24 protein-coding genes are annotated in these 22,803 nt (G+C 59.1%); 12 read left to right on the forward strand and 12 right to left on the reverse strand.

Going from position 1 to position 22,803, the window contains the following annotated elements:
* The first annotated feature begins 7 nt into the window (after window positions 1–7).
* The 10 genes from phnG to AUC60_RS17690 all read left to right on the forward strand — a co-directional run bounded on the left by phnG (window position 8) and on the right by AUC60_RS17690 (window position 7,484).
* Window positions 8–463 carry a phosphonate C-P lyase system protein PhnG gene (gene phnG / locus AUC60_RS17645; protein WP_087270251.1) on the forward strand — a complete coding sequence of 152 codons (456 nt, stop codon included), beginning with the start codon at window positions 8–10 and terminating at the stop codon, window positions 461–463.
* Window positions 463–1,071, forward strand: a complete 609-nt coding sequence (gene phnH / locus AUC60_RS17650) for a phosphonate C-P lyase system protein PhnH (protein ID WP_087270253.1) — start codon at window positions 463–465, stop codon at window positions 1,069–1,071. Before phnG ends, phnH begins: the two co-directional genes overlap by 1 nt.
* Window positions 1,071–2,147: a carbon-phosphorus lyase complex subunit gene (locus AUC60_RS17655; protein ID WP_087270256.1), complete on the forward strand. Its 1,077-nt coding sequence runs from the start codon at window positions 1,071–1,073 to the stop codon at window positions 2,145–2,147. Before phnH ends, AUC60_RS17655 begins: the two co-directional genes overlap by 1 nt.
* Window positions 2,144–3,028: an alpha-D-ribose 1-methylphosphonate 5-phosphate C-P-lyase PhnJ gene (locus AUC60_RS17660; RefSeq protein ID WP_087270259.1), complete on the forward strand. Its 885-nt coding sequence runs from the start codon at window positions 2,144–2,146 to the stop codon at window positions 3,026–3,028. Before AUC60_RS17655 ends, AUC60_RS17660 begins: the two co-directional genes overlap by 4 nt.
* The gene (phnK, locus tag AUC60_RS17665) at window positions 3,025–3,843 is read left to right on the forward strand and encodes a phosphonate C-P lyase system protein PhnK (protein WP_087270262.1); all 819 of its coding nucleotides are present in this window, start codon (window positions 3,025–3,027) and stop codon (window positions 3,841–3,843) included. Before AUC60_RS17660 ends, phnK begins: the two co-directional genes overlap by 4 nt.
* A gap of 22 nt (window positions 3,844–3,865) precedes the next feature.
* Complete coding sequence (phnL, locus tag AUC60_RS17670; protein WP_087270265.1) at window positions 3,866–4,582, forward strand: phosphonate C-P lyase system protein PhnL; 717 nt, start codon at window positions 3,866–3,868, stop codon at window positions 4,580–4,582.
* Window positions 4,576–5,751 carry an alpha-D-ribose 1-methylphosphonate 5-triphosphate diphosphatase gene (locus AUC60_RS17675; protein WP_087270268.1) on the forward strand — a complete coding sequence of 392 codons (1,176 nt, stop codon included), beginning with the start codon at window positions 4,576–4,578 and terminating at the stop codon, window positions 5,749–5,751. Before phnL ends, AUC60_RS17675 begins: the two co-directional genes overlap by 7 nt.
* Window positions 5,751–6,317 carry a phosphonate metabolism protein/1,5-bisphosphokinase (PRPP-forming) PhnN gene (gene phnN, locus AUC60_RS17680; RefSeq protein WP_087270271.1) on the forward strand — a complete coding sequence of 189 codons (567 nt, stop codon included), beginning with the start codon at window positions 5,751–5,753 and terminating at the stop codon, window positions 6,315–6,317. Before AUC60_RS17675 ends, phnN begins: the two co-directional genes overlap by 1 nt.
* Window positions 6,308–7,057: a phosphonate metabolism protein PhnP gene (gene phnP, locus AUC60_RS17685; RefSeq protein WP_087270275.1), complete on the forward strand. Its 750-nt coding sequence runs from the start codon at window positions 6,308–6,310 to the stop codon at window positions 7,055–7,057. The genes phnN and phnP overlap by 10 nt, the downstream gene beginning before the upstream one ends.
* Before the next feature lie 97 nt (window positions 7,058–7,154).
* Complete coding sequence (locus tag AUC60_RS17690; RefSeq protein ID WP_087270278.1) at window positions 7,155–7,484, forward strand: thioredoxin family protein; 330 nt, start codon at window positions 7,155–7,157, stop codon at window positions 7,482–7,484.
* 203 nt (window positions 7,485–7,687) lie between these two features.
* Here AUC60_RS17690 and moaA read toward each other — a convergent pair whose 3' ends face one another.
* From moaA to AUC60_RS17750, 12 genes are all read right to left on the reverse strand, one after another.
* A complete protein-coding gene (gene moaA, locus AUC60_RS17695) occupies window positions 7,688–8,686 on the reverse strand; it encodes a GTP 3',8-cyclase MoaA (protein WP_087270282.1) in 999 nt (332 codons plus the stop codon).
* Window positions 8,687–8,744: 58 nt separating this feature from the next.
* Complete coding sequence (locus AUC60_RS17700) at window positions 8,745–9,560, reverse strand: formate/nitrite transporter family protein (RefSeq protein ID WP_087270285.1); 816 nt, start codon at window positions 9,558–9,560, stop codon at window positions 8,745–8,747.
* A 363-nt stretch (window positions 9,561–9,923) separates the two neighbouring features.
* Entirely contained in the window at window positions 9,924–10,946 is a 1,023-nt protein-coding gene (locus tag AUC60_RS17705) for a sensor histidine kinase (RefSeq protein WP_158099133.1), read from the reverse strand.
* Window positions 10,930–11,382, reverse strand: a complete 453-nt coding sequence (locus AUC60_RS17710) for a response regulator (protein WP_087270291.1) — start codon at window positions 11,380–11,382, stop codon at window positions 10,930–10,932. Before AUC60_RS17710 ends, AUC60_RS17705 begins: the two co-directional genes overlap by 17 nt.
* A 168-nt stretch (window positions 11,383–11,550) precedes the next feature.
* The gene (locus AUC60_RS17715) at window positions 11,551–12,897 is read right to left on the reverse strand and encodes a cation:proton antiporter (protein WP_087270294.1); all 1,347 of its coding nucleotides are present in this window, start codon (window positions 12,895–12,897) and stop codon (window positions 11,551–11,553) included.
* A gap of 234 nt (window positions 12,898–13,131) precedes the next feature.
* Complete coding sequence (locus AUC60_RS17720; RefSeq protein WP_087270297.1) at window positions 13,132–14,184, reverse strand: ABC transporter substrate-binding protein; 1,053 nt, start codon at window positions 14,182–14,184, stop codon at window positions 13,132–13,134.
* A gap of 33 nt (window positions 14,185–14,217) precedes the next feature.
* The gene (locus AUC60_RS17725; RefSeq protein ID WP_087270443.1) at window positions 14,218–15,351 is read right to left on the reverse strand and encodes an NAD(P)/FAD-dependent oxidoreductase; all 1,134 of its coding nucleotides are present in this window, start codon (window positions 15,349–15,351) and stop codon (window positions 14,218–14,220) included.
* Window positions 15,352–15,356: 5 nt separating this feature from the next.
* The gene (locus AUC60_RS17730; protein ID WP_087270300.1) at window positions 15,357–16,727 is read right to left on the reverse strand and encodes an FAD/NAD(P)-dependent oxidoreductase; all 1,371 of its coding nucleotides are present in this window, start codon (window positions 16,725–16,727) and stop codon (window positions 15,357–15,359) included.
* On the reverse strand, window positions 16,724–17,014 hold the full coding sequence (locus tag AUC60_RS17735; protein ID WP_087270303.1) for a (2Fe-2S)-binding protein: 291 nt from the start codon (window positions 17,012–17,014) through the stop codon (window positions 16,724–16,726). Before AUC60_RS17735 ends, AUC60_RS17730 begins: the two co-directional genes overlap by 4 nt.
* 24 nt (window positions 17,015–17,038) lie before the next feature.
* Complete coding sequence (locus AUC60_RS17740) at window positions 17,039–17,833, reverse strand: ABC transporter permease (RefSeq protein ID WP_087270306.1); 795 nt, start codon at window positions 17,831–17,833, stop codon at window positions 17,039–17,041.
* A gap of 3 nt (window positions 17,834–17,836) precedes the next feature.
* The gene (locus tag AUC60_RS17745) at window positions 17,837–18,709 is read right to left on the reverse strand and encodes an ABC transporter permease (protein WP_087270309.1); all 873 of its coding nucleotides are present in this window, start codon (window positions 18,707–18,709) and stop codon (window positions 17,837–17,839) included.
* Window positions 18,706–19,734 carry an ABC transporter ATP-binding protein gene (locus AUC60_RS17750; RefSeq protein ID WP_087270312.1) on the reverse strand — a complete coding sequence of 343 codons (1,029 nt, stop codon included), beginning with the start codon at window positions 19,732–19,734 and terminating at the stop codon, window positions 18,706–18,708. Before AUC60_RS17750 ends, AUC60_RS17745 begins: the two co-directional genes overlap by 4 nt.
* 250 nt (window positions 19,735–19,984) lie before the next feature.
* On the opposite strand from AUC60_RS17750, the gene AUC60_RS17755 reads away from it, so the two are divergent.
* Complete coding sequence (locus tag AUC60_RS17755) at window positions 19,985–20,821, forward strand: IclR family transcriptional regulator (protein WP_087270315.1); 837 nt, start codon at window positions 19,985–19,987, stop codon at window positions 20,819–20,821.
* A gap of 347 nt (window positions 20,822–21,168) precedes the next feature.
* Entirely contained in the window at window positions 21,169–22,788 is a 1,620-nt protein-coding gene (locus AUC60_RS17760) for a methyl-accepting chemotaxis protein (protein ID WP_087270318.1), read from the forward strand.
* Window positions 22,789–22,803: the final 15 nt, after the last annotated feature.

The following is a 22,803-nucleotide window of genomic DNA, read 5'->3' on the forward strand; positions in this document are numbered from 1 at the left end:
GCCTCATATGAACCCTGCTACAGACCCCGCTATTGCTGCGCGTCAGCGCTGGATTGGTGTACTCGCCCGCGCCGTCGGCGACGAACTGAGCCGCCATGAATCAGCGTTGCGTGACGCCGAATATCAACTGATTCGCGCCCCGGAAATCGGCATGACGCTGGTTCGCGGCCGCATGGGCGGCACCGGCGCTCCGTTCAATGTCGGTGAAATGAGCGTAACCCGTTGCGTCGTTCGTCTGGCTGACGGGCGCACCGGTTACAGCTATCTGGCCGGACGCGACAAGCCCCGCGCCGAGCTGGCAGCACTGGCCGATGCTCATCTGCAAGGCCCGCAACAGCAGCACTGGCTCAGGGAACTGATCGAGCCGCTGGCCCGCGCCCAACTCAAGCGCCGCGCTGACAAGGACGCCGAAATCGCCGCCAGCAAAGTGGAATTCTTTACCCTTGTCAGAGGAGAAGACTGATGAATGCAGCTCTGTTGCAACCGGCATTCGCCGACCCGGTACTCGACGCCCAGCGCAGTTTTCGCGCAGCCCTCAAGGCGCTGGCAGGCCCGGGTGTCATCCACACTTTGCAGGCGGCACAACGACCCCCGGCACTCATCGGTCTTGATTCAGCCACCCATGCCTTGTGCCTCGCCTTGCTGGATATCGACACCGCATTGTGGCTGGCCCCGGCGTTCGACACGCCGGCCATTCGCGCCAACCTGGCCTTTCACTGCGGCTGCCCGGTTGTCACTGAGCGCCGCCATGCGCGATTCGCCTTGCTGGACGACAGCCAACTGCACGATCTGTCTGGCTTCGACCTGGGTAACGACCGTTATCCGGACCAGTCCTGCACCTTGCTGGTCCAGCTGTCGAGCCTTGGCGGCGGTAGCTCCATGAGCTGGCAAGGACCGGGCATTGAAAGCGAAAACAAAGTCGCCTTGCCGTTGAGCCACGCATTCTGGAGCCAGCGCGAACAGCACAACGATTTTCCCCGTGGGCTGGATGTGTTCTTCGTCGCCGACAGCGATCTGCTCGGCCTGCCGCGCAGCACCCGGGTCACACAAATTGCACAGGAGCGTGCCTGATGTACGTCGCCGTCAAAGGTGGCGAACAGGCCATCGATAATGCCCACCGCCTGCTGGCCAAAAAACGCCGGGGCGATACGTCAATTGCCGAGCTCAGTGTCGAGCAGATTCGACAGCAACTGCCGCTGGCCGTGGCTCGCGTCATGACTGAAGGCTCGCTGTATGACGAGCAGCTTGCGGCGCTGGCCATCAAGCAAGCAGCGGGGGACATGATCGAAGCGATTTTCCTGCTGCGTGCCTACCGCACGACGCTGCCGCGCTTCAGCGCCAGCCTGCCGATCAATACCTCGGACATGCAGCTCAATCGTCGCCTCTCCGCCACCTTCAAAGACGTCCCCGGCGGGCAATTGCTCGGCCCGACGTTCGACTACACCCATCGTCTGCTGGACTTCACATTACTGGCGGACGGCGAATACCCAGGCCCGCAGATAAAAGAAAACGCCGCTCTTGAACCCTGCCCGCGTGTTTTGGGTTTATTGGCCCGGGAAGGCTTGATCAAAAACGAAGCCGACAGCGGCGAAGAGGTCGCCGACATCACCCGCGAGCCCCTGGAATACCCGGCCAATCGCGCGCAGCGCTTGCAAGCGCTGGCCCGTGGCGATGAAGGTTTTCTGCTGGCTCTGAGTTACTCGACTCAGCGTGGTTATGGCCGCAATCACCCGTTTGCAGGGGAAATCCGTATCGGCGAAGTCGAGGTCTGGATCGAACCTGAAGAGCTGGGCTTCCCGATTGCCATTGGTGCTATCGAAGTGACCGAGTGCGAAATGATCAACCAGTTCGTTGGCTCGGCCACTGAACCGGCGCAGTTCACCCGCGGTTACGGTCTGGCGTTCGGCCACGCAGAGCGCAAAGCCATGGCCATGGCGCTGGTGGATCGCTCTCTGCGCGCCGAGGAGTTCAATGAAGAAATCCAGTCCCCGGCGCAGCAGGAGGAGTTCGTGCTCGCTCACTGCGACAACGTCGAGGCTGCCGGTTTCGTCTCGCACTTGAAACTGCCGCACTACGTCGACTTCCAGTCCGAACTGGGGCTGATCCGTAAGCTGCGTGCGCCTGCACACAAGGAGTCCAAGCCATGAATGCTTATCAGCAGGCGAAACCCCAGCCCCAGCGCGACGAGGCCTACAACTTCGCGTATCTGGATGAGCAGACCAAACGCATGATCCGCCGCGCCTTGCTCAAGGCAGTGGCTATCCCCGGTTACCAGGTGCCATTTGGCGGCCGTGAAATGCCGTTGCCTTATGGCTGGGGCACCGGTGGCATGCAACTGACGGCAGCGATTCTGGGCGCAGAAGACGTGCTCAAGGTTATCGACCAGGGTGCGGACGACACTACTAATGCCGTGTCAATCCGGCGCTTCTTTGCCCGCACTGCCGGTGTCGAAACCACCGAGCGCACGCCCGAAGCGACCGTCATCCAGACCCGCCACCGTATCCCGGAAACACCGTTGAGTGCCGAGCAGATTCTGGTCTATCAGGTGCCGATTCCCGAACCGCTGCGCTTCATTGAACCGCTGGAAACCGAAACCCGGACCATGCACGCCCTCAATGATTACGGGGTCATGCACGTCAAACTTTACGAGGACATTGCCACCTTCGGCCACATCGCGACCAGCTACGCGTATCCGGTGATGGTCGATGAGCGCTACGTGATGGACCCGTCGCCGATTCCCAAATTCGACAACCCCAAACTCGACATGAGCCCGGCGTTGATGCTGTTCGGTGCAGGGCGAGAAAAACGACTGTACGCGGTGCCGCCGTATACCAAAGTCGTGAGCCTGGACTTCGAGGATCACCCGTTCGAGATCCAGCGCTGGGAGCACAACTGCGCCATCTGCGGCAGTCGTGACTCTTATCTCGATGAGCTGATTATTGACGACGCGGGCACTCAGAGCTTCGTCTGTTCCGATACCGATTACTGCGCTCAGCGTGTCATCCATCAACAGGAGGCGGGCCAATGATCAGCGCGCAAGCCAGCCACGACATTACGCCTCTGCCCGAGAGCACCCAGCCGCTGCTCAAGGTACGTGACCTGACCAAACTGTATGGCCCCGACAAAGGCTGTCAGGGCGTCAACTTCGAACTGTATCCGGGGGAAGTGCTGGGCATCGTCGGCGAATCCGGTTCCGGTAAGTCCACCTTGTTGTCGCTGCTCAGTGGCCGCTGCCCGCCAGACCGTGGCGGCATCGATTATCGCGGCAAGGACGGCCAGATGCTCGATCTGTACAGCGCCACTGAAGCCCAGCGCCGGACCTTGCTGCGCACTGAGTGGGGGTTCGTCGAGCAAAGCCCGCGTGATGGTCTGCGCATGGGCGTGTCCGCCGGAGCCAACATCGGCGAGCGATTGATGGCGCAGGGCGTGCGCAATTATCAAGAATTGCGGGCGGCCGGAATTGACTGGCTGACTCAGGTGGAGATCGATCCGCTGCGCATCGACGACTTGCCGCGCACTTTCTCCGGGGGCATGCAGCAACGGCTGCAGATCGCCCGCAATCTCGTGTCCAGCCCACGACTGGTGTTCATGGATGAGCCTACCGGCGGACTCGATGTTTCGGTGCAGGCACGCTTGCTGGATTTGCTGCGCGCACTGGTGCGTGAGCTGGACCTGGCGGTGGTAATCGTCACCCATGACCTGGCCGTCGCCAGATTGCTGGCTGACCGCTTGATAGTGATGCGTCGCTCGCGGGTGGTGGAAACCGGTTTGACCGACCAGATCCTTGATGACCCACAGCATCCTTATTCGCAGTTGCTGGTGTCTTCGGTACTGCAACCGTGAACCGCCTTTTGGGGGACGTCTCATGAATACGCTGATCGAGGTCCGCGACCTCTCGAAAACTTTCACTTTGCACCAGCAAAACGGCGTGGTGCTCAATGTGCTGCGCGGTATGAACTTCACGGTTCGCGGCGGCGAGTGCCTGGTGCTGCATGGTGATTCCGGCGCAGGCAAAAGCACCTTGCTGCGTACGTTGTACGCCAACTACTTGCCCGCTGGCGGCAGCATTCGCGTGCAGCAGGACGGCCAGTGGCTGGAGTTGGTCGGCGCAGAGCCCCGGCAGGTGCTGGCGGTAAGACGCCAGACGTTGGGCTACGTCAGCCAGTTTCTGCGGGTGATCCCGAGGGTTTCCAGTCTGGATGTGGTCATGGAGCCTGCGCTGTCACGCGGTTGGTCAAAAGCCGACGCCAAGACCCGCGCCGAACAGTTGCTGACCCGCCTGAACATTCCACAACGCCTGTGGCAACTGGCACCAGGGACTTTTTCCGGTGGCGAACAACAGCGCATCAATATTGCCCGAGGCTTCATGGTGCCGTGGCCGGTGCTGCTACTGGACGAGCCGACTGCATCGCTGGATGACAGTAATCGCCAGGTGGTGCTGGAGCTGATGAATGAAGCCAAAAATGCCGGTGCCGCGTTGATCGGGATCTTCCATGACCGCACCGCCCGTGAGGCGGTTGCCGATCGCTATCTGGACATGACCCCGGTGGACCTGACCGCCAAGGAGCTGCAGCAATGCTGACCGAACAGATTCTGACCAATGTACAAGTGGTCACGGCCGATCAGGTGTTCAACGGCTCTGTGGTAGTGCGCGATGGCTTGATCGCTGACATGCAAACCGGCCGTAGCCAGTTGCCTCAGGCGCAGGATTTACAGGGTGATTTCCTGCTACCTGGCCTCGTCGAGCTGCACACCGACAACCTTGAAAAGCACCTGTCGCCGCGTCCCGGCGTAGACTGGCCGTCAGCTTCGGCCGTGCTCAGCCATGATGCGCAGATCATTGCGTCCGGCATCACCACGGTATTCGACGCGCTGTCTATCGGCGACGTGAATCCCAAGGGCAAGCGCATGCAGCAGTTGCCCGCCATGCTTGAAGCGATCGCCCACGCCAATGCGGCGGGTCTGACCCGTGCCGAGCATCGTCTTCACTTGCGATGTGAAGTCTGCCACCCGGATACCTTGAGCGTGTTCCGCGATCTGGTGGAGCAGCCGTTGGTGCAACTGGTTTCAGTGATGGACCACTCGCCGGGTCAACGTCAGTTCGCGCTTGAGTCCAAGTACCGCGAGTACTACATGGGTAAATACCACCTGACCACCGCGCAGATGGATGAATTCATCGTCGAGCAGGTAGCCAATTCCCGCGAATACAGCGACCGCTATCGCCGCGCCATTGTTGAGGATTGTCTGGCTCGAGGGCTGTCGGTGGCCAGCCATGACGACGCGACGCTGGCTCATGTCGAGGAGTCCGCGGGCTACGGCATGAGCATTGCTGAATTTCCTACCACCCTGGAGGCTGCGCAGGGTTGTCGGCGTCTGGGGATGAGCGTGTTGATGGGCGCACCCAACGTGGTACGCGGCGGTTCTCACTCGGGCAACGTGGCAGCCGTCGATCTGGCACAAGAAGGGCTACTGGATATTCTCTCCAGCGACTATTATCCGGCCAGCCTGTTGCAGGCGGCGTTTACGCTGGCCGGGCAGGGCGAGTCCTGCACGCTGCCTCAGGCGGTGGCGATGGTCAGTCGGGCTCCGGCGGTTTCAGCCGGGCTGGACGATCGCGGGGAAATTCGAGTCGGGTTGCGTGCCGATCTGGTCCACGTCAGGGCTGATAAGAGCCGGGCTGATCATGTCAGGGCTCAAGGTACGCTGCCGGTTATTCAGCAGGTCTGGCGACAAGGCAAGAGGGTGTATTGATGGCGGGCAGGTTGATCTATCTCATCGGGCCGTCCGGTTCGGGCAAGGACAGCCTGCTGGATAGCGCGCGCGATGAACTGACCCGGCGCGGTTGCCGGGTCGTGCAGCGCGTCATCACGCGTTCGGCGGAAGCCGTGGGTGAGTCCGCGCAGGCCGTGACCGTCGAGCAGTTTCTGGCCATGCAGGCGCAGGGTGACTTCGCCTTGAGCTGGCAGGCCAACGGCTTGCATTACGGCATCCCCAGACAGATTGATGAATGGCTGGCCGAAGGGCAGGACGTGTTGGTCAACGGCTCGCGTGCGCATCTGCCTCAGGCTCGCCAGCGCTATCCTGAGTTGTTGGCGATCTTGTTGACGGTCAGTGACGATACCTTGCGCCAACGCTTGCTTGCCCGAGGCAGGGAATCGGTGGCTGACATCGAAGCGAGGCTGCAACGCAACTCCCGTTTCACCGTTGAGTTGCTGGCCAGCGATTCAGCGGTACGCTTGCTCGACAACTCGGGAGCGCTGGAGCAGACCACCGAGCGCCTGTTGCAGTACATCGCCCATGAGCACGTATGCGTCTGACCTTGCTGGGCACCGCGGATGCTCGGCAGGTGCCGGTTTATGGCTGCCAGTGCCCGGCATGTCTGGCGGCAACGGCCGATCATCAATTACGGCGGCTACCGTGCAGTGGCTTGATCGAGTGTGGCGATCAACGCTGGTTGATCGACAGCGGATTGACCGACCTTGCCGAGCGTTTTCCACCGCGTACGTTGAGCGGCATTCTGCAGACTCATTACCATGCTGACCACGCTCAGGGGCTGCTGCATTTGCGCTGGGGGCAGGGACTGATCATTCCGGTACACGGGCCGCAAGATCCGGAAGGCTTGTCTGACCTGTACAAACATCCCGGTATTCTTGATTTCAGCCAGCCGTTCGATGCGTTCGAGACCCGTGAGTTCGGCGAACTGACCGTCATTGCATTACCGCTGCTGCACTCGAAGCCGACCTTGGGTTATCTCTTGAAAGGTGAGGGCAGGAGCATCGCTTACCTCACCGATACGGTGGGTTTACCCGATACCACTGCGCAATACTTGCGACGCGAGCCACTGGATGTACTGGTTCTTGACTGTTCGATGCCGCCGCAACCGCAAACCCCGCGTAACCATAACGATCTGAACCTTGCGCTTGAAATCATCGAGCACCTGCAACCGGGCAAGGCTGTGCTGAACCACATCGGGCACACGCTGGATGCATGGTTGATGGAGCATGGGCATGAGTTGCCGGAGCAGGTGGTCATCGCCAGAGACGGGATGCAGGTCTGATCTACGCCCGAACTTCGCCATACACCACCGCTCAAACGTGACAGATTGATCACGAAAGCGTGGTCAAGATGCATTTGCAGTATCCGGAGACTTACCTATGAGCAATGAGCCATACGCTACAACGGCCCCGAGCCGTGCTGAAGTCGATGCCTATCCGGGTGCGACCCTGATCCAGTTCGGCACCGATTGGTGCGGCTTCTGCAAAGCCGCCGAGCCCTTGGTCGACAGCGTGCTGGCAGACTACCCCGGTGTACGCCATCTGAAAATCGAAGACGGAAGCGGACGACCGCTGGGACGTTCATTCAGAATCAAACTGTGGCCGACGCTGATCTTTATGCGCGACGGCGTTGAACTCAGCCGTCTGGTACGGCCGAGTAATGTCAGTGCGATTGAAGAGGCGTTCGAAGGAATGGTTAAGCAGGGGTAGGGTGGTCAATGCGCTGCTTTTCATGGGGAACGGTGTGACGTGGGACCGGCTTTAGCCGGGAAGAGGCCGGGGCAGGCACTCCATATTCCTTGTCAGAAATACCGCCTTCCCGGCTAAAGCCGGTCCCACGTCAACTTGCCGATAACCATAGAGTCTCCATTTTTTCGCGCTTGGGCAAGATCCCACAGGCTCAACAGGCTTAACTATCCACCCGTCATATTCATGAACCGCACCACCTGCACTTCATCGTTGACGCTGAAGTTATGGCTCCAGGGCTTGAGCTGCATGGCATCGACAATTGCTTTCTCGAGCTTTTCCGGCTGGCCGGGATTGGCGCGCAGCACAGCCTTGAGGTCTGCGGAGTGCTCGTTGCCCAGACATAGCAACAATCTCCCCTCAACGGTCAACCGTACCCGATTACAGGTCGCGCAGAAGTTGTGGCTGTGGGGGGAGATGAAGCCGATACGGATATCCGGCGCTTCAGCCAGTCGCCAGTAACGCGATGGCCCTTGAGTGGATTCGGTGGAATTGATCAGTGTATAGCGCTCGGCGATGCGCTCGCGCACCTGCTCGCTGGAGTAGAAAGATTCGGCCCGGCTGTGATCGCTGATGATGCCCAGTGGCATTTCTTCGATGAAGGAGATATCCAGCTTGCGGTCGATGGCGAAGGCGACCAGATCGTTGATCTCATTGTCGTTGCGGCCTTGCATCACCACACAGTTGAGCTTGGTATGGACGAAACCGGCTGCGTTGGCGGCGTCGATCCCGGCAATGACTTTGCTCAGGTCACCGGTACGGGTCATTTCCTTGAAGCGCGCCGGATCGAGGCTGTCCAGGCTGATGTTCAGGCGGGACACGCCAGCGTCGAACAGCGGCTGGGCGAGTTTGTCCAGTTGCGAGCCATTGGTGGTCATGCACAGCTCACGCAGGCCGGGCAGGGCGGCAATCTGCTGACAAAGCCCGACGATTCCGGACCGAACCAGCGGCTCGCCACCGGTCAGACGAATCTTGCGCGTGCCCAAGGCTACAAACTGTTCAGCAACTTGATAAATCTCTTCAAGCGACAGAATTTGCTGGCGCGGCAGAAAAGTCATTTCCTCGGCCATGCAATACACGCAACGGAAGTCGCAACGGTCTGTCACTGACATCCGCAGGTAATCGACCTTGCGTGCAAAGCTGTCCATCAGGATACGGTCTGACATTTCCACCTTCTCAACACATTCTCCAACAGTCATATAACAGCACTGATCCGGGCAAGTTTCATACTTTTTGCGAGCTGGCGGTCGATGCTACAGGGTTATCGGCCGATGTCATGGTTTTGCCATAAGAAACGTAATAAGCCAGACCCACGAACACTGCGCCACCCACGGCGTTACCCAAAAATACCGCGACGAAGTTGTCCACGAACTGACTCCAGCTTAGTGCGTCGGCAAATATTGCCGCCGGAATCAGGAACATGTTGGCCACAACGTGTTGGAAACCGATGGCCACAAAGGCCATCACTGGAAACCATATGCCGAGGATCTTACCTGCAACGTCCTTGCTTGCGTAGGACAACCACACCGCCAGGCAAACCAGCCAGTTGCAGCCAATACCGGAAATGAACGCTTGCGCAAAATCGGCGCTGACTTTGCCGGTGGCAATGGCGACGGTTTTCGCCAGGAATGGGCCTTCAGTCAAACCCAACAGGTGACCAAAGAAAAACGCTACAAACAACGCACCCAGCAGATTGGCCAATGTCACCAGCAACCAGTTGCGCGCTACCGCCGAGAGTTTGATACGCCCTGCAAACATCGCCATTGGCAGGCTCATCATATTGCCGGTCAGTAGTTCGCCGCCGGCGAGAATGACCAGGATCAGCCCAATGGGAAACACGGCTGCGCCCAGCAGATTACCGAACGAGGCCCACTGCGCGGGAATCATAGTGCTGACGTGGATATCCAGCAGGAAACCCAGAGAGATGAAAGCGCCTGCCAGAAAGCCCAGAATCAGCACTGAAAGCATGGGCAGGTGTGCTTTCTTCACGCCTGCTTCGACGGTCATTTCAGCAATCTGTTGTGGGGTATTCACGGACATAATCATGGCTCTAGTGAAGCGACTTCGCGAGCGCGTGCGGGCACGCGACGGCTGACAGTCATCAGTCAATATTCGGGGTTTTAGCGTCCGGTCTGATTGCGCAACATGCGCCACGGCATGTTGGCAGGTTCCTGTTGTTCATAGGGGTGATTCGAGGCTTGCTCAGAGACGAGTGGTGCGCGGTACAGCGCGGTCGCATGCGGGCAATGCGGGCAATGCGGGCAAGCTGAGCTTGCCCACCGAATTAGTAAGCAAGCTACTGAGTCGAATTGCCGCAGTCCAATCGCTTGTTCCGATGAGGTGATCGATAGACTCAATCACCGGCCTGCAGGCCACGTGTAGTAAGGGTATTCGCCGCCCCTGTCACTGCGCGGTATCCAGCTTCAAGATGAGTTCCACCTGTGCGCCATGACCTGTGGCGAGCGGTTTGTTACTGCGCTGCACGGTCGCGCCGCAGCGTTTCGACAGCGCATCGACAAGGCTCAAGGCTAAAGGCGTGCCAGAAGCGGAGAAGGCGTTCAAGACTTCATCACTGAACCCCGGTCCTTGATCACACATGCAGATCCGCGCCGATGCCGCATCCAATGGCTCAATGTGCAGTTCGATACCTTCGCCATTGCTATGCTTGATTGCATTGTCCAGTAGCTCGTTGAGAATCAAGCCCAGGTTGGATGCAATTTGTAGCGGGACGAGGACCGGATGGGTGTGAAGGCTGAGCGCAATGGTCTTGCCGTACTGGGTCGCGATAAAGCCTCGTGCCAGATCAGGCAGTAACTGCGCGAGATCGACCTGGTTCAGACTATTGCGATGCAAATGCTCCTGAACCGCGCCAATGCCTACCACACGCGCGATAGCTGACTGCATCAGATTTCTGGCTTCATCACCTTGGGCGCGCAGGCTGGAAAGTTGCAGCAGGCTAATGATTAACTGCAGGTTGTTTTTAACACGGTGATTGAGTTCTGCGAGCAGTGCCTGCTGATTCTCGGCCATCTCTCGCTGTTCGGTGATGTCAACGCAACTGCCGAAGTAACCTGCAAACTGGCCGTCACGGTAAAACGGTGCGCCGCTGTCCAGCATCCAGCGGTACTGGCCATCATGGCGTCTGACCCTGTAAGGCTGTTTGAACGGCAGCCGCTCGTCAAACGCTTGGTGATAAGCCACGAGGCAATCGTCCAGATCGTCCGGGTGAATGTCATCTTTCCAGCCATAGCCACACAATTGCTGCTGGCTCTTGCCAGTAAAATCAGTCCAGGGTTTGTTGAACCAGTCACAATGCTTGTCGCTTCTGGCGCGCCAGATCATGATTGGAGCGTGGTCAGCCAATTCGCGAAACTCAATCTCACCGAGGGTCGCCGGCTGATTCTTCTCCTCAGGTTCGGATTTCATTAACGCTGACCGTAGGTAATCGTGACCGGGCTGTATGGAATATCTCCAAGGCATTATGAGCGGGTAGCTTGGCGAGGGACTGACCATCCAGTAATGCTCGGGCCACCTGTGCACACAGCGCAAGATCCTGCGGAGCGTAGGGCTTGCGCAACAGGCCAAGTGCGGCGTCTGCATTGGCTCTGGCGGTCAGAATCTGGCCGCTGATGAACATCGAGCTGAGGCCATGCTGGTCCAGCAGCCTGCGAGCCAGTGCGATACCCTCGTCATTGCCTCCCAGATTGATATCCACGAAGGCGATGTCTGCCCGTTGTTCACCAGCCAGTTCCAGCGCGTGGGACACATCGTGTGCGGGGCCGATCACTTCATGTTCAGCACCTAGCGTGGCGGCCGCAATCATCGCCAGGATCGGATCATCTTCTATCAGGAGGATGCGCATTCTTCATTCCTGCCTTTCAAACGGGTGACGCAAACGTGGGCTCGGAACTCGCCAGTTACGTCGCGAGGCAAAAAGCATTTACTCATGCAAATGCACGTCGTTGAAGATTGGGCTGCCCCTTGAATGAATGGTTCACAATGGTTTCAAAAACATTTAAACGAGTGTAAGTCAGCGTTGTTCCTTGCTCATACTGCGCTCATAGCGCTCCAAAAGCGGCTGAATGCTGACACCGTGCAACAGAATGCTCAGTGCTACGACTGACAACGTCAGGCTGATGCTGACCCGCACAACGTCATCCGGTAACCCGTGACCGAGGGCAAAGCACAGATAGAACAGGCTGCCGATCCCACGAATGCCGAACCAGCCGACCAGTGCCTTCTGACGTTTGTTGAGCAACCGTTTGCTGATCAGCAGCCATACCGCCAAGGGTCTGATGATGCAGAAAAGCACCAGCCCCAGACCGACTGCACGCCAATCCCAATATAAAGCCAGCGATGCGCCGAGCAGGGTGATCAACAGCACCTCCATCGAGCGCTCAACCAGGCTAGAGAAGGCCAACATATCGCCCATCATGACCCCCGCCGCCAATTGCGATTCACTGAGATCCTCTTTTTCCGCGACAGTGGTGCGCTCAATGCTGCCGCTCATATGGCCTATGACCGGTTGTGCCAGATGCTCGGCCGGGACGTCGGACTGGGTAATCTGCGCTTCTGCCTGTCGCAGGCCGAGGCCCGCGGCAAACACCGACAGAAAGCCAAACGCGCCCAAGCCATTCGCGACGACGTAAGCAATGGCAATCAATGCCAAGGCCAGAAAGTCATTAGGGGAGGTATCGCTGTCGGCATTTTTGATCCGCAGATAAATCATCAAGTGCCCGACGCCACGACCCAGGCCGTAGCCGATCAGCAGTCCCACGGGCACACCCCATAGCAGATTCTTTATTGCCCAGTGCTGTATCCAGTTGATGTCACCGGAACCATGGGTCAGAAAAAGCAGGGCAAAGATCACGAATGGAAAGGCGGTGCCGTCGTTCAGTCCCGCTTCACCTGACAAACCGAAGCGCAAACGATCAGAGTCCTGAGCGTTGTTGACCTGAACCAGCGAGGCAAGCACCGGATCAGTGGGCGAGAGCATGGCGCCCAACAGGATCGAAACACCCCAGGACAGCCCGAACAAGTAATGCGCTGCCAGCGCGGTGCCAGCGATGGTCGCCAGCATTACAGGGCCGGACAGCCAGTAAGCTGAATGCCAGGCCTTGCTGTTCAATGGGAGGCGCAACTTGATCCCGGTGCTAAACAATGAAAACAACACGGCGGCTTCGGTCAGACGTTCCAGCCAGCTGGACGCATCGCGGAAATCCAGATCCAGCATGTCTAGCCCGGCAGGGCCAATGGCAAAGCCGAACGCAAGGCACACAGCCGACGTCGTGACGGGTAGCCAGCGCAAATAAGAGGAAGTCAGCGCGAGCATCATTAGCAACGCGCCCAGTACAGTCATGCAAAGAATGAAACTCATCCGGCCTGTGTTCTCACAACGGGGCCCCGCAAATACGGGGCGATAGGGTTGTGACTGCTTAGGGGCGGGATAGTTGAAACATTTGGTATTAAAGGTATTTCACGGGCAAGCACGGCCCTGTAGGAGCCCACCGAGGTTACGAGGGCAGCGATCACAGAGTGTCAGACAGACCGCTATCGCTGGCCTCGCGACCTCGGTGAGCTCCTACAAGGACGAGGTGGCCGGGCGTTTTAACTACCGCTCTACAGTCCGGTTCCAGCGCGCGTTCCATTCTGGACGGGTCTGGTTGACCTGATCCCAATCAATGGTCACTGCGGTTTCCAGGTACTTGTTCATCGCCTCAACCTGACCCTTGGTCTTGTCAGTGGTTGGGGTTTTCGGGTTGGACGGGATCTGGTCCCCGAACTCCAGCGCTGGCGCCTGCGCTTCTGGCGTCAACAGGTAAGCCGCGAGCTTCTGCGCCAGTTCCGGCTGGTCGTTTTTAGCGATGGCGCACTCGGCCACGTTAAGCACCACGCCACCTTCTTTCGGCGGTGCGTACTCGACGGGCACGCCTTTGATCTTCAGCGCCGTTACCTGAGTGGGCGTGAGCGGGAACAGCGCGGCTTCACCGGTTTGCACCATCTCGGAAATCTTCGCCGAGCTGGCGATGTATTCCAGCACGTTCGGGCCTACGGTTTTCGGCCAGGCCTTGAAGCCCGGCTCCACGTTCGTTTCACTGCCGCCCTGAATGCGGTTGAACATCAGGAACCCATGCAACCCGAAAGTGGAGGAGGCCATGGACTGAAACACCACTTTCTCCTTGAACTTCTTGTCTGCCAGATCCATCCACGAGGTCGGCGCTGCCCAGCCTTTTTCAGTGAACATTTTCGTGTTGTAGGCAAGCCCGGTCACACCAAGGCTTACCGCAGCGGCTTCATCCTTGATCTTCGCTTTGGCCGGCAGATCGGCCAGCGACGGGCTTGGCTGCAACTTGTCGCACAAGCCCATGGAAATCGCCCGATACATGATGCCGTCATCAAGGAACATCACGTGCATCTGCGGGTTGTCTTTGCTGGCCTGAACCTTGGCGAGGATGTCCGAAGAGGTCCCCGGCACGATCACCACTTTGACGTTGTTGGCTTTCTCGAAAGCAGGCAACACCTGATCGGCATAGAGACGCTCCATGGTGCCGCCGTTCATGCCCAGATAAAGGGTCGTGGCGGCGTGGGCCGGGGAAGAGGCCAGTAACACCGCAAGGGGCAGACATGACAAGCCGGTAAATGCGATACGTTTTACGTTCTTCATTGCAGCGACCTTCCTCTGTGCAAAGTGATGAAATCAATGGTTAACGGTTTTACAGGGGTGGGCAGTGGGTTGAAAACGGCGGATGGAAAAAGCATCCAGGGCAATCGTTGACTGGCCGGTGCATACATACTCGGCGAGGGCTTCGCCGGCAGCGGGGCCGATCTGGAAGCCGGAACCTGCAAAACCGAAGCCATGCAGCAGGCCTGGTTGCAGCATGCTCGGGCCGAGTACCGGCTCGCGATCCGGCAAATAACCCTCGGTGCCGCTCCAGGTGCGAATCGCCTGGGCACCGGCCAACGGCGGGTATAGCTCGACCGCATTGCGCAGGATCTCCAGTACGGTGGCTTGCCCCGGCCTGGCGCGGGCCAGGTCCAGCGCGAAGCCCTGACCGCCGCCGAGTACGCAATTGCCTCTGGCGACTTGCCGGGCATAGATTCCACCGCCCTCGACACCTGTGCTGACGTCCATAAACATCGGCAGTGGCTCAGTGACCAACATGGCCGGGTGGCCCGATACCATCGGCACCGGCTCACCAAATTGCGCAGCCAGATCGCTGGCCCAGGCACCCGCGCAGTTGAGCAACCATGGCGCACGCAGGTTCAGGCCGTTGGCCGTGCGCACCACAAATGCCTGGCAGTCGTGGCTGACGTCATCCACCTTGGCTTGTTCGAAGATTTGCGCACCCGCTCGCCTGGCCGCCCGGGCGAATGCCGGGGAAACCAGACGGGGGTTGGCGTGGCCGTCGTCGGCGCACAAGGACGCGCCCACCGCGACATCCCCCGCCCAGGCAAAGCGCGCGCGTAACTGCTCGCGATCCAGCAATTGCAGGTCCAGTCCGAAGTCGCGGCTGGCTTCGGCGTAAGCGCGCAAGGCGTTCATGTCGGTTTCACTGCGGGCCAGTTTCAGATGCCCGGAGCGCTGGTATTCGCCGTCGATGCCAATCAGTTCACGCAAGCCGCTCCAGATGCCATGAGCCCGTTGCGACAATGGTAATTGGCTCAACGGCCGACCCTGACGGCGCACGCCTCCGTAGTTGACGCCACTGGAGTGCGAGCCGCAGAAGTCACGTTCAAGCAACGTCACGCGTTTGCCCTTCAACGCCAGAAACAAAGCGGCTGACGCGCCGACGATGCCACCGCCAATGATCAGCGCATCGCTTTCAATCACGGTGCTCATGACTGCGCCTCCACGCCAAACGGCAAAGGCTTGATCGGTGCCTGACCACGCAGCCGTCCAATGCCTTGCAGTTCCCGCCCGCTGCAGTGCGCGACGATTTCCGCTGCCGCCAGCCCGCACATCCGGCCCTGGCAACGTCCCATGCCGACCCGACACATGGCCTTGACCCGATTGATCTCCCAGTGACCTTCTTCGACGACGGTACGAATATCACCGGCGCTCACTTCTTCGCAGCGGCAGATGATGGTTTCGTCAGCAACCTTGGCGGCCCACTCAACGGGAAAGGGGAACGCTGTTTCCAGCCCGTGCCGAAAGCGCTGGATGCTCTGCAGTTTGTTTTTCAAATGCTCACTGCGTCCGCTATCAATGTTTTGCCCAGTGTCGGCAAGCAAGGTCAACGCGGCCAGCTCGCCGGCCATTTCTGCGGCATCAGCGCCCATGATTCCGGCGCCATCACCTGCAAGATAAACCCCCGCAATGCTGCTTCGCCCGGCGTTGTCACAAACAGGAAGCCAGGCACGGTTAAGCGCGCTCCACTGGAAGTCGCAGCCGAGCAGGTCTGCCAATTGCGTTTCACTGCGCAGCGCATGAGCAAAAGCCACGGCATCACAATGCAGCGTTTGTAAGGTGCCGTTGCGTTGCCACTGCACGGCGTTGACGCGCTTGTCACCGTCGATGCGTTGCAACGTCGCGCCTTGATGCACGGCGATGCCATGGGCGGTCAGCCAGGCCCGATAATACAAACCTTTGGCCAAGGTCAGCGGTTGACCCAACAGCGCGGGCAGGGCGCGGCACTGAGCGGAAAAGGGCGCGCTGTCGAGCACTGCAACCACGTTCGCGCCGGCTTTGGCGTATTGATACGCGACCAGGTAAAGCAGGGGGCCACTCCCGGCAAACACCACTTTTTCGCCAATGGCACATCCCTGATACTTCAAGGCAATCTGCGCCGCGCCCAGACTGTAGACGCCGGGCAACGTCCAGCCGGGCACCGGGAGAATGCGGTCGGTGGCACCGGTCGCGATGATCAAATGGCTGTAGTCGATGCTCCCTGCACGGTTTTCCTGCAGGGTATCGAGTCGCTGTTCTTCGGCGTTCCACACTAGCGTTTGCGGACGATAGTCAATGTGCGACGCCAAAGCATCAAGGGTCTGATGCACGGCGACGGCCTTGCCCGCTTCAAAGCCGTACAGCGCTTTTGGATCACGGCGGAAGTTTTCAGGCTGACGGCGATAAATCTGTCCGCCGCCCCGTAGGCCCTCGTCCAGCAAACAGGCTTTTACACCATGAGCATGCAAGGTTTGCGCAGCGCGAATGCCCGCAGGCCCCGCACCGACGATCACCACTGATTGCGCGGTATGCGTATTCATAGCTGCCGTCCCGGATCACGGCTGACGATTTGTCCACCTTCAAGTAACGTCGAACAGGCGCGCACCCGGCGACCATCGCCCAGGCGCACCCAGCAATCCTGGCACGCACCCATCATGCAAAATCCGGCGCGGGGTTCAGCGCTGAAGTCGCTGCCGCGCAAGTGGTCGCTGCTGGTCAATACCGCCGTGAGCAAGGTGTCGCCTTGCAGGCCGCTGGCAGGCTGGCCGTCAAGGGTGAAGGCCAGCGCCGGGCGGTCTTGTTCGGCCAAACGTTTGAGCAATGCCATGAGGTTCGCGCTCCAGGCCTCGGATTAATGTTTGCCGACCAGCACCCGATCCAGGCCATAAACCCGGTCGAGGATGATCATGGTGGCCGCGGTCAACGCGATAACAACCGCGGAAACGGCGGCCATCATCGGGTCGATGGACTCTGTGGCGTAGACATACATGCGCACCGGCAGCGTCTGGGTCGAAGGCGAAGTCACGAAAATCGACAGCGTCACCTCGTCGAAGCTATTGATGAACGCCAGCAACCAGCCACCGGCCACGCCAGGCAGAATCATCGGCAAGGTGATTTTGCGGAACAGCGTGAAGCGGCTGGCGCCCAGTGATTCGGCCGCTTGTTCGGCGCTGCGGTCGATGCCGATGGCTGCGGCAATCACCAGGCGCAGCACGTAAGGCGTGATGATCACCACATGGGCCAGGGTCAGCCAGAAGAAGCTACCGTTGACGCCCATCAGCGCAAACAACCGCAGCATCGCGACACCCAGCACCAGATGGGGAATGATGATCGGCGACAGAAACAACCCGTTAAGGAAGTTGCGCCCTGGAAACTGATGACGGGTAATCGCCAGCGCTGCCGGTACGGCAATAATCGTCGCCAGCGTAGCGGCAACAAACGCCAGAATCAGGCTGTTATAGAATGAGTCGATGAAGTCGGCACGCTCGAAGATCGCCCGGAACCAGCGCAGGGAAAAACCTGAGGTCGGCAAGCTGAGGGTGTTTTCTGGCGTGAAAGCCACCAGGCAGACCACCACCAGTGGCGCGAGCATGAATACCACGACCAAGGCGTGAAACGACAGGGCCAAAGGACCGTTTTTAGACATGGTTCATTCCCCCAGGGTTTTCTTGTAGCGGCCTTCAACCATGCGGTTCCAGGACAGCATGACCAGCAGGTTGACCAGCAACAGCGCCACCGCAATGGTCGCACCCATGGGCCAGTTCAGCTCGGAGAGGTATTGGTCGTAGACCACCGTGGCAACCATCTTCAGGCGGCGTCCGCCGAGCAGGCCGGGGATCGCGAAGGAACTTGCCGACAAGCCAAAAACAATCAATGTGCCGGACAACATGCCCGGCATGATCTGAGGCAACACCACCAGGCGCATTACTTTGGCCTGACTCGCGCCGAGGGACAGCGCGGCCTGCTCAGCCGCAGGGTCGAGTTTCTGCAGTGAGGTCCAGATCGGAATGATCATGAACGGCAGCATCACGTGCACCAGTGCAATGATCACGGCGAAAGGGGTGTAAAGCATTTTGATTGGCTGGCCGCCCAGCGCTTGTATGCCCTGATTGATCAGGCCATCGGCACCGAGCAACAGGCTCCAGCCGAAAGCGCGCACCACTACGGAAATCAACAGCGGCGTGAGGATCAGAATCAGAAAGATCGAACGCCAGGGCGTGCCCATGCGGCTCAGAATATAGGCTTCAGGCACCCCGATAACCACGCACAGCAAGGTCACCAGCGCACTGATCCAGAAGGTGCGCAGGAAGATTTCGTAGAAGTACGAATCGGTCAGCACCTCGCCATAGTTGGCCAGGGTATAAGAGTCGCTTTTAACCCCGACTTCATAGTCAAAGACGTTGAAAGACAGGATCAGCGTGAGTGCCAGCGGGACCAGCAGCAGGCAAGTGAACATCACCAGTGCCGGTGCCGACAGTAAATAGCCGCGCCCGCCGCGGCGCATATCGGCCAGCAGGCTCATGGGTGCACCTCGTCGGCATCCAGTACGCGCAGCAAACCGGCGGGCCAATCCATGCCCACCGCCGTGCCTTCTTCCATGGGCGCATCGCCGTCGTTGCGGCGCACCACGGTCAACTCGCCGATCGCGGTTTCGATGCGGTACAGCCATTGGCTGCCAAGGAAGTAACGGGTGATGACCTTGCCCTGCAAACGCCCGGTGCCAGCGGCCACCAGATCGATCTTTTCCGGACGAAGGCTGAGGGTCAGCGCACCGTCGCCCGGTGTCTGCCGCACTTGAGCACAGCCCTCGTTGTCCAGATCACCGGGCAGCATGTTGGCCTTGCCGACGAAGCCCGAAATGAACCGCGTACGGGGGTGTTCATAAAGTTTGTATGGCTCGTCAATCTGGGTGATACGCCCGGCCTGCATGACCACCACGCGGTCACTGATGGACAGTGCTTCTGCCTGGTCGTGAGTCACCATCAACGTGGTGATGCCGACTTCGCGCTGAATGCGGCGAATCTCGAACTGCATCTCTTCGCGCAGGTTGGCGTCGAGGTTGGACAGTGGCTCATCGAGCAGTAACACCGGCGGCTCAATCACCAGCGCTCTTGCCAGTGCAACCCGTTGCCGTTGACCGCCTGACAGTTCACGCGGGTAACGCTGGGCGTGCTGGCTCAGGCGTACCAGTTCCAGCACCGTAGCCACCCGGCGCTGAATATCCGCCGCTGGCACTTTACGCATGCGCAGGCCAAAGGCGACGTTGTCGGCAACGCTCATGTGAGGGAAGAGGGCGTAACTCTGAAACACCACCCCCAGACCGCGACTGCTGGGTTTGGCGTGAGTGATGTCACGGCCATCAAGGATGATGCGCCCGTCGCTGACATCAACGAAGCCGGCGATCATTTGCAGGGTAGTGGTCTTGCCGCAGCCCGACGGGCCGAGCAGAGAAACGAATTCGCCTTTCTCCACTGCCAGATTCGTGGCGACCACGGCGTCGATGCTGCCGTAGCGTTTGGAGAGACCTTCAAGCTGCAAAAAAGCCATAGCTGCGTTCCACCTTTTCATCACGCACAGCGTTGCAGTGCGTTTTTGTTATGGGCAGATGCGAAATGAAAGCTTTGCAGTTGCTGTGGACGTTGGTGCTCGCTCTGAGTCGGCTACCAGGTTTTGTTCAAATCGCCCTGTGGACTGAGATTAAGACGAAGACTAGGATGGGCGAAAGGGTGAATTTCACTGGACGATATATTTCTTTCAGTTCTTTCGTTCAATGAATTAGTTATCGAAAAGTGATCATATGAATTCCACTGAGCGGAATGAAAATTCAAAGGATACCGGTGTGGGTGCAGTCTCGCGGCTGTTTGCGGTGCTCCGTTGCCTGGGGGATTGCTCCGAAGAGGGCGAGCGCGTCACCCAACTCGCCCAGCAAGTCGGCCTCTCGCAGCCCACCACGCACCGCCTGCTGCGCAGCCTGATGGATGAAGGCATGGTCGAACAGGACCAGCGCAGCAAACGCTATCGGCTAAGCATCGAGTTCTTCGCTCTGGCAGCCAAAGCAGGCAAGACCAGCAACCTGCGCGACGTGGTCCGCCCGAGCATGCTGCGTCTTTCGGCATCTTTGGGCGACTCACTGTTCCTGCTGGCGCGCAGCGGTTTCGATGCTGTTTGCCTGGATCGCAGCGAAGGCCCTTACCCGATCCGCACCTTCACCGGTGATATCGGCGGGCGCGTTGCATTGGGCGTGGGGCAGGGTAGCCTGGCCATTCTCGCGTACCTGCCCGAAGAAGAGCGCGACACCGTCATCCGCTACAACCTGCCACGCCTCAAAGACTTCCATCTCTATGACGAAGTGTTCCTGCGCTCAGAAGTGGAAAACGTCCGCCGCCTCGGCTACGCCGCACGCAACACCGGCGCGCTGCCGGGCATGGCCGGTCTCGCAGTCCCGATATTCGACCGCGAAGGCCGCTCGGTAGCCGCCCTCAGCGTCGCCACCATCAGCGACCGCCTTGGGCCCGATCGGCTGTTGACCGTGGTGGAGTTACTCAAGCGAGAGGCGGCAGTGATCAGCGCAAGGATCAACCCTTTTGACCCGACGTTGCGGCGGCCGAGTCAGGTGTTTGGGCAGGTGGACTGATCGAAATTCATTTTCTGTAGGCGCTGCCGAAGGCTGCGATAGCGTTAAACCTGACGCACCGCCATTGCAGCCTTCGGCAGTTCCTACAGCTGGGTCTTTCAATTCAACGGTTTGTGTTTGGTTGAGAAGAGCTCTCAGTTGCGGGTCTCCAAAAAGAGCTTCGACGCTCGTTTACATAATTCTCGTGATACCACTCAACACGATCAGCGGCCCTCAAGAACCCGCCCCTCAAGCCGATGCGCAGACAGGCACGTTACGAGTCTCTCGTCCGTAACGCTTGCACAAGGAAGTCGAAATTTTCTGGTCTGCGCGCCGCCGCAGATCCTCCCCCCCGAGGTGTTCGTTCAATGGCTAAATCCCTTCGACTCCAGATTCTGGGCATGCTGGGTGGCAGTCTGGTGTTGGTGCTGCTGATTGCGCTGGCTTGTTTCCAGTTCCTTTCCAATAACGTCCAGTCTTACCGCGGCTTGCTCGAAGGTCCGGTGCATGCGTCGCAATTGGTCGACGAGGCCAACCTTGAGTTCAAGATTCAGGTGCAGGAGTGGAAGAACGTTTTGCTGCGTGGCAAGTTGCCAGCCGATCGTGACAAGTTCTGGGCGCAGTTCGAGGAACAGGAACGTCAGGTTCAGGAATCCCTCGGGAAGCTCGCACTGGTAGAGGGTGTTCCGGCTTCGACGCTGACCCAGGTGCAGAAGCTGAGGGATGAACACAAAGCTCTGGGTGTAGCTTATCGCAAGGGCCGCGACGCATTTGTTGCGGCGGGTGGCGATCCGGTAGCCGGTGATGTCGCGGTGAAAGGCGTCGACCGTGCCGCCAGTGAGCAGATGAGTCAGTTGGTAGACAGCCTGCGCAAGATCAGCGGCGAGCAGTCAGTGCTGATCAGCAACGCGGCCGACCGGACGATTCTGTTGGGGGCGTTGATCATGCTGGCTTCCGCGCTATTGGTCGGTGTGCTGACATGGTGGGTGGTCAACCGCAACCTGATCGCGCCAATCCGCATGTTGATCGACTACGTTGCGCAGTTGAGTCAAGGCAAGTTCGGCGAGCGGGTCAATATCACGCGTCAGGATGAACTTGGTCATCTGGCGGTCGCGGCCAATATCCTGCGGGATTTTCTGGCGGATACTTTTAACAGGCTCAAGCGCAGCACGTCGGATCTGGACACTGCAGGCAACGAGCTGAAGTCTATTGCGACGCTTATGGCTCAAGGCACCCACGAGCAGTTCGAGCGCACCGACCAGGTCGCGACGGCCATGACCGAAATGTCGGCAACGGCACAGGAAGTCGCCCGGCATGCGGCTCAGGCAGCCAAAGCTGCTGATGATGCGGATCACCATGCGCGGGAAGGTGACAAGGTCATGCAGTCGACCATGAGCACCATCAATCTGATGCGCAGTGAAATCGGCAATACCGCCAATGTGATTCAGCGGCTGGAAACCGACAGCGTGCGTATCGGCAAGGTGCTCGAAGTGATTCGCGGTATCGCGGATCAGACCAATCTGCTGGCGTTGAACGCGGCTATAGAGGCTGCGCGAGCCGGTGAAGCCGGACGCGGCTTTGCAGTGGTGGCTGACGAAGTGCGCACATTGGCGCAACGCACGGCGGTGTCGACTGCCGAGATCAACCAGATCATCAACTCGGTGCAGACCGGTGCCAGCGACGCGGTAATCGCAATTCAAGGCGGCCAGAGTCGTAGCGAAGAGAGTGTCGAGCAGGTCAGTAATGCCAGCGCCACGCTCAACCGTATCACCACCGCCGTTGAGGCGATTCGCGACATGAACCGGCAAATCGCTACGGCGGCTGAAGAGCAGACGTCAGTGGCTGAGGATATATCGCGCAATCTCACCGAAATCACAGCGATCGCCAGCACCAATCAGGACAACGTCAAACGCACCCAGGCGGCCAGCCATGATCTGCACGGTTTGTCCGTCGGATTGAACGACGTTATTTCCCGATTGAGCGCCTAGTCATTGCAACGGCTT

Origin of the sequence: Pseudomonas caspiana (assembly GCF_002158995.1) — a bacterium.
In the GTDB taxonomy this organism is placed as follows: Bacteria; Pseudomonadota; Gammaproteobacteria; order Pseudomonadales; family Pseudomonadaceae; genus Aquipseudomonas; species Aquipseudomonas caspiana.

Excerpts from the sequence above, each read along its gene's own strand:
- phnG (WP_087270251.1), top strand. The coding sequence starts at position 8 with ATGAACCCTGCTACAGACCCCGCTATTGCTGCGCGTCAGCGCTGGATT.
- phnH (WP_087270253.1), top strand. The coding sequence starts at position 463 with ATGAATGCAGCTCTGTTGCAACCGGCATTCGCCGACCCGGTACTCGAC.
- AUC60_RS17655 (WP_087270256.1), top strand. The coding sequence starts at position 1,071 with ATGTACGTCGCCGTCAAAGGTGGCGAACAGGCCATCGATAATGCCCAC.
- AUC60_RS17660 (WP_087270259.1), top strand. The coding sequence starts at position 2,144 with ATGAATGCTTATCAGCAGGCGAAACCCCAGCCCCAGCGCGACGAGGCC.
- phnK (WP_087270262.1), top strand. The coding sequence starts at position 3,025 with ATGATCAGCGCGCAAGCCAGCCACGACATTACGCCTCTGCCCGAGAGC.
- phnL (WP_087270265.1), top strand. The coding sequence starts at position 3,866 with ATGAATACGCTGATCGAGGTCCGCGACCTCTCGAAAACTTTCACTTTG.
- AUC60_RS17675 (WP_087270268.1), top strand. The coding sequence starts at position 4,576 with ATGCTGACCGAACAGATTCTGACCAATGTACAAGTGGTCACGGCCGAT.
- phnN (WP_087270271.1), top strand. The coding sequence starts at position 5,751 with ATGGCGGGCAGGTTGATCTATCTCATCGGGCCGTCCGGTTCGGGCAAG.
- phnP (WP_087270275.1), top strand. The coding sequence starts at position 6,308 with ATGCGTCTGACCTTGCTGGGCACCGCGGATGCTCGGCAGGTGCCGGTT.
- AUC60_RS17690 (WP_087270278.1), top strand. The coding sequence starts at position 7,155 with ATGAGCAATGAGCCATACGCTACAACGGCCCCGAGCCGTGCTGAAGTC.
- moaA (WP_087270282.1), bottom strand. The coding sequence starts at position 8,686 with ATGTCAGACCGTATCCTGATGGACAGCTTTGCACGCAAGGTCGATTAC.
- AUC60_RS17700 (WP_087270285.1), bottom strand. The coding sequence starts at position 9,560 with ATGTCCGTGAATACCCCACAACAGATTGCTGAAATGACCGTCGAAGCA.
- AUC60_RS17705 (WP_158099133.1), bottom strand. The coding sequence starts at position 10,946 with ATGAAATCCGAACCTGAGGAGAAGAATCAGCCGGCGACCCTCGGTGAG.
- AUC60_RS17710 (WP_087270291.1), bottom strand. The coding sequence starts at position 11,382 with ATGCGCATCCTCCTGATAGAAGATGATCCGATCCTGGCGATGATTGCG.
- AUC60_RS17715 (WP_087270294.1), bottom strand. The coding sequence starts at position 12,897 with ATGAGTTTCATTCTTTGCATGACTGTACTGGGCGCGTTGCTAATGATG.
- AUC60_RS17720 (WP_087270297.1), bottom strand. The coding sequence starts at position 14,184 with ATGAAGAACGTAAAACGTATCGCATTTACCGGCTTGTCATGTCTGCCC.
- AUC60_RS17730 (WP_087270300.1), bottom strand. The coding sequence starts at position 16,727 with ATGAATACGCATACCGCGCAATCAGTGGTGATCGTCGGTGCGGGGCCT.
- AUC60_RS17735 (WP_087270303.1), bottom strand. The coding sequence starts at position 17,014 with ATGGCATTGCTCAAACGTTTGGCCGAACAAGACCGCCCGGCGCTGGCC.
- AUC60_RS17740 (WP_087270306.1), bottom strand. The coding sequence starts at position 17,833 with ATGTCTAAAAACGGTCCTTTGGCCCTGTCGTTTCACGCCTTGGTCGTG.
- AUC60_RS17745 (WP_087270309.1), bottom strand. The coding sequence starts at position 18,709 with ATGAGCCTGCTGGCCGATATGCGCCGCGGCGGGCGCGGCTATTTACTG.
- AUC60_RS17750 (WP_087270312.1), bottom strand. The coding sequence starts at position 19,734 with ATGGCTTTTTTGCAGCTTGAAGGTCTCTCCAAACGCTACGGCAGCATC.
- AUC60_RS17755 (WP_087270315.1), top strand. The coding sequence starts at position 19,985 with ATGAATTCCACTGAGCGGAATGAAAATTCAAAGGATACCGGTGTGGGT.
- AUC60_RS17760 (WP_087270318.1), top strand. The coding sequence starts at position 21,169 with ATGGCTAAATCCCTTCGACTCCAGATTCTGGGCATGCTGGGTGGCAGT.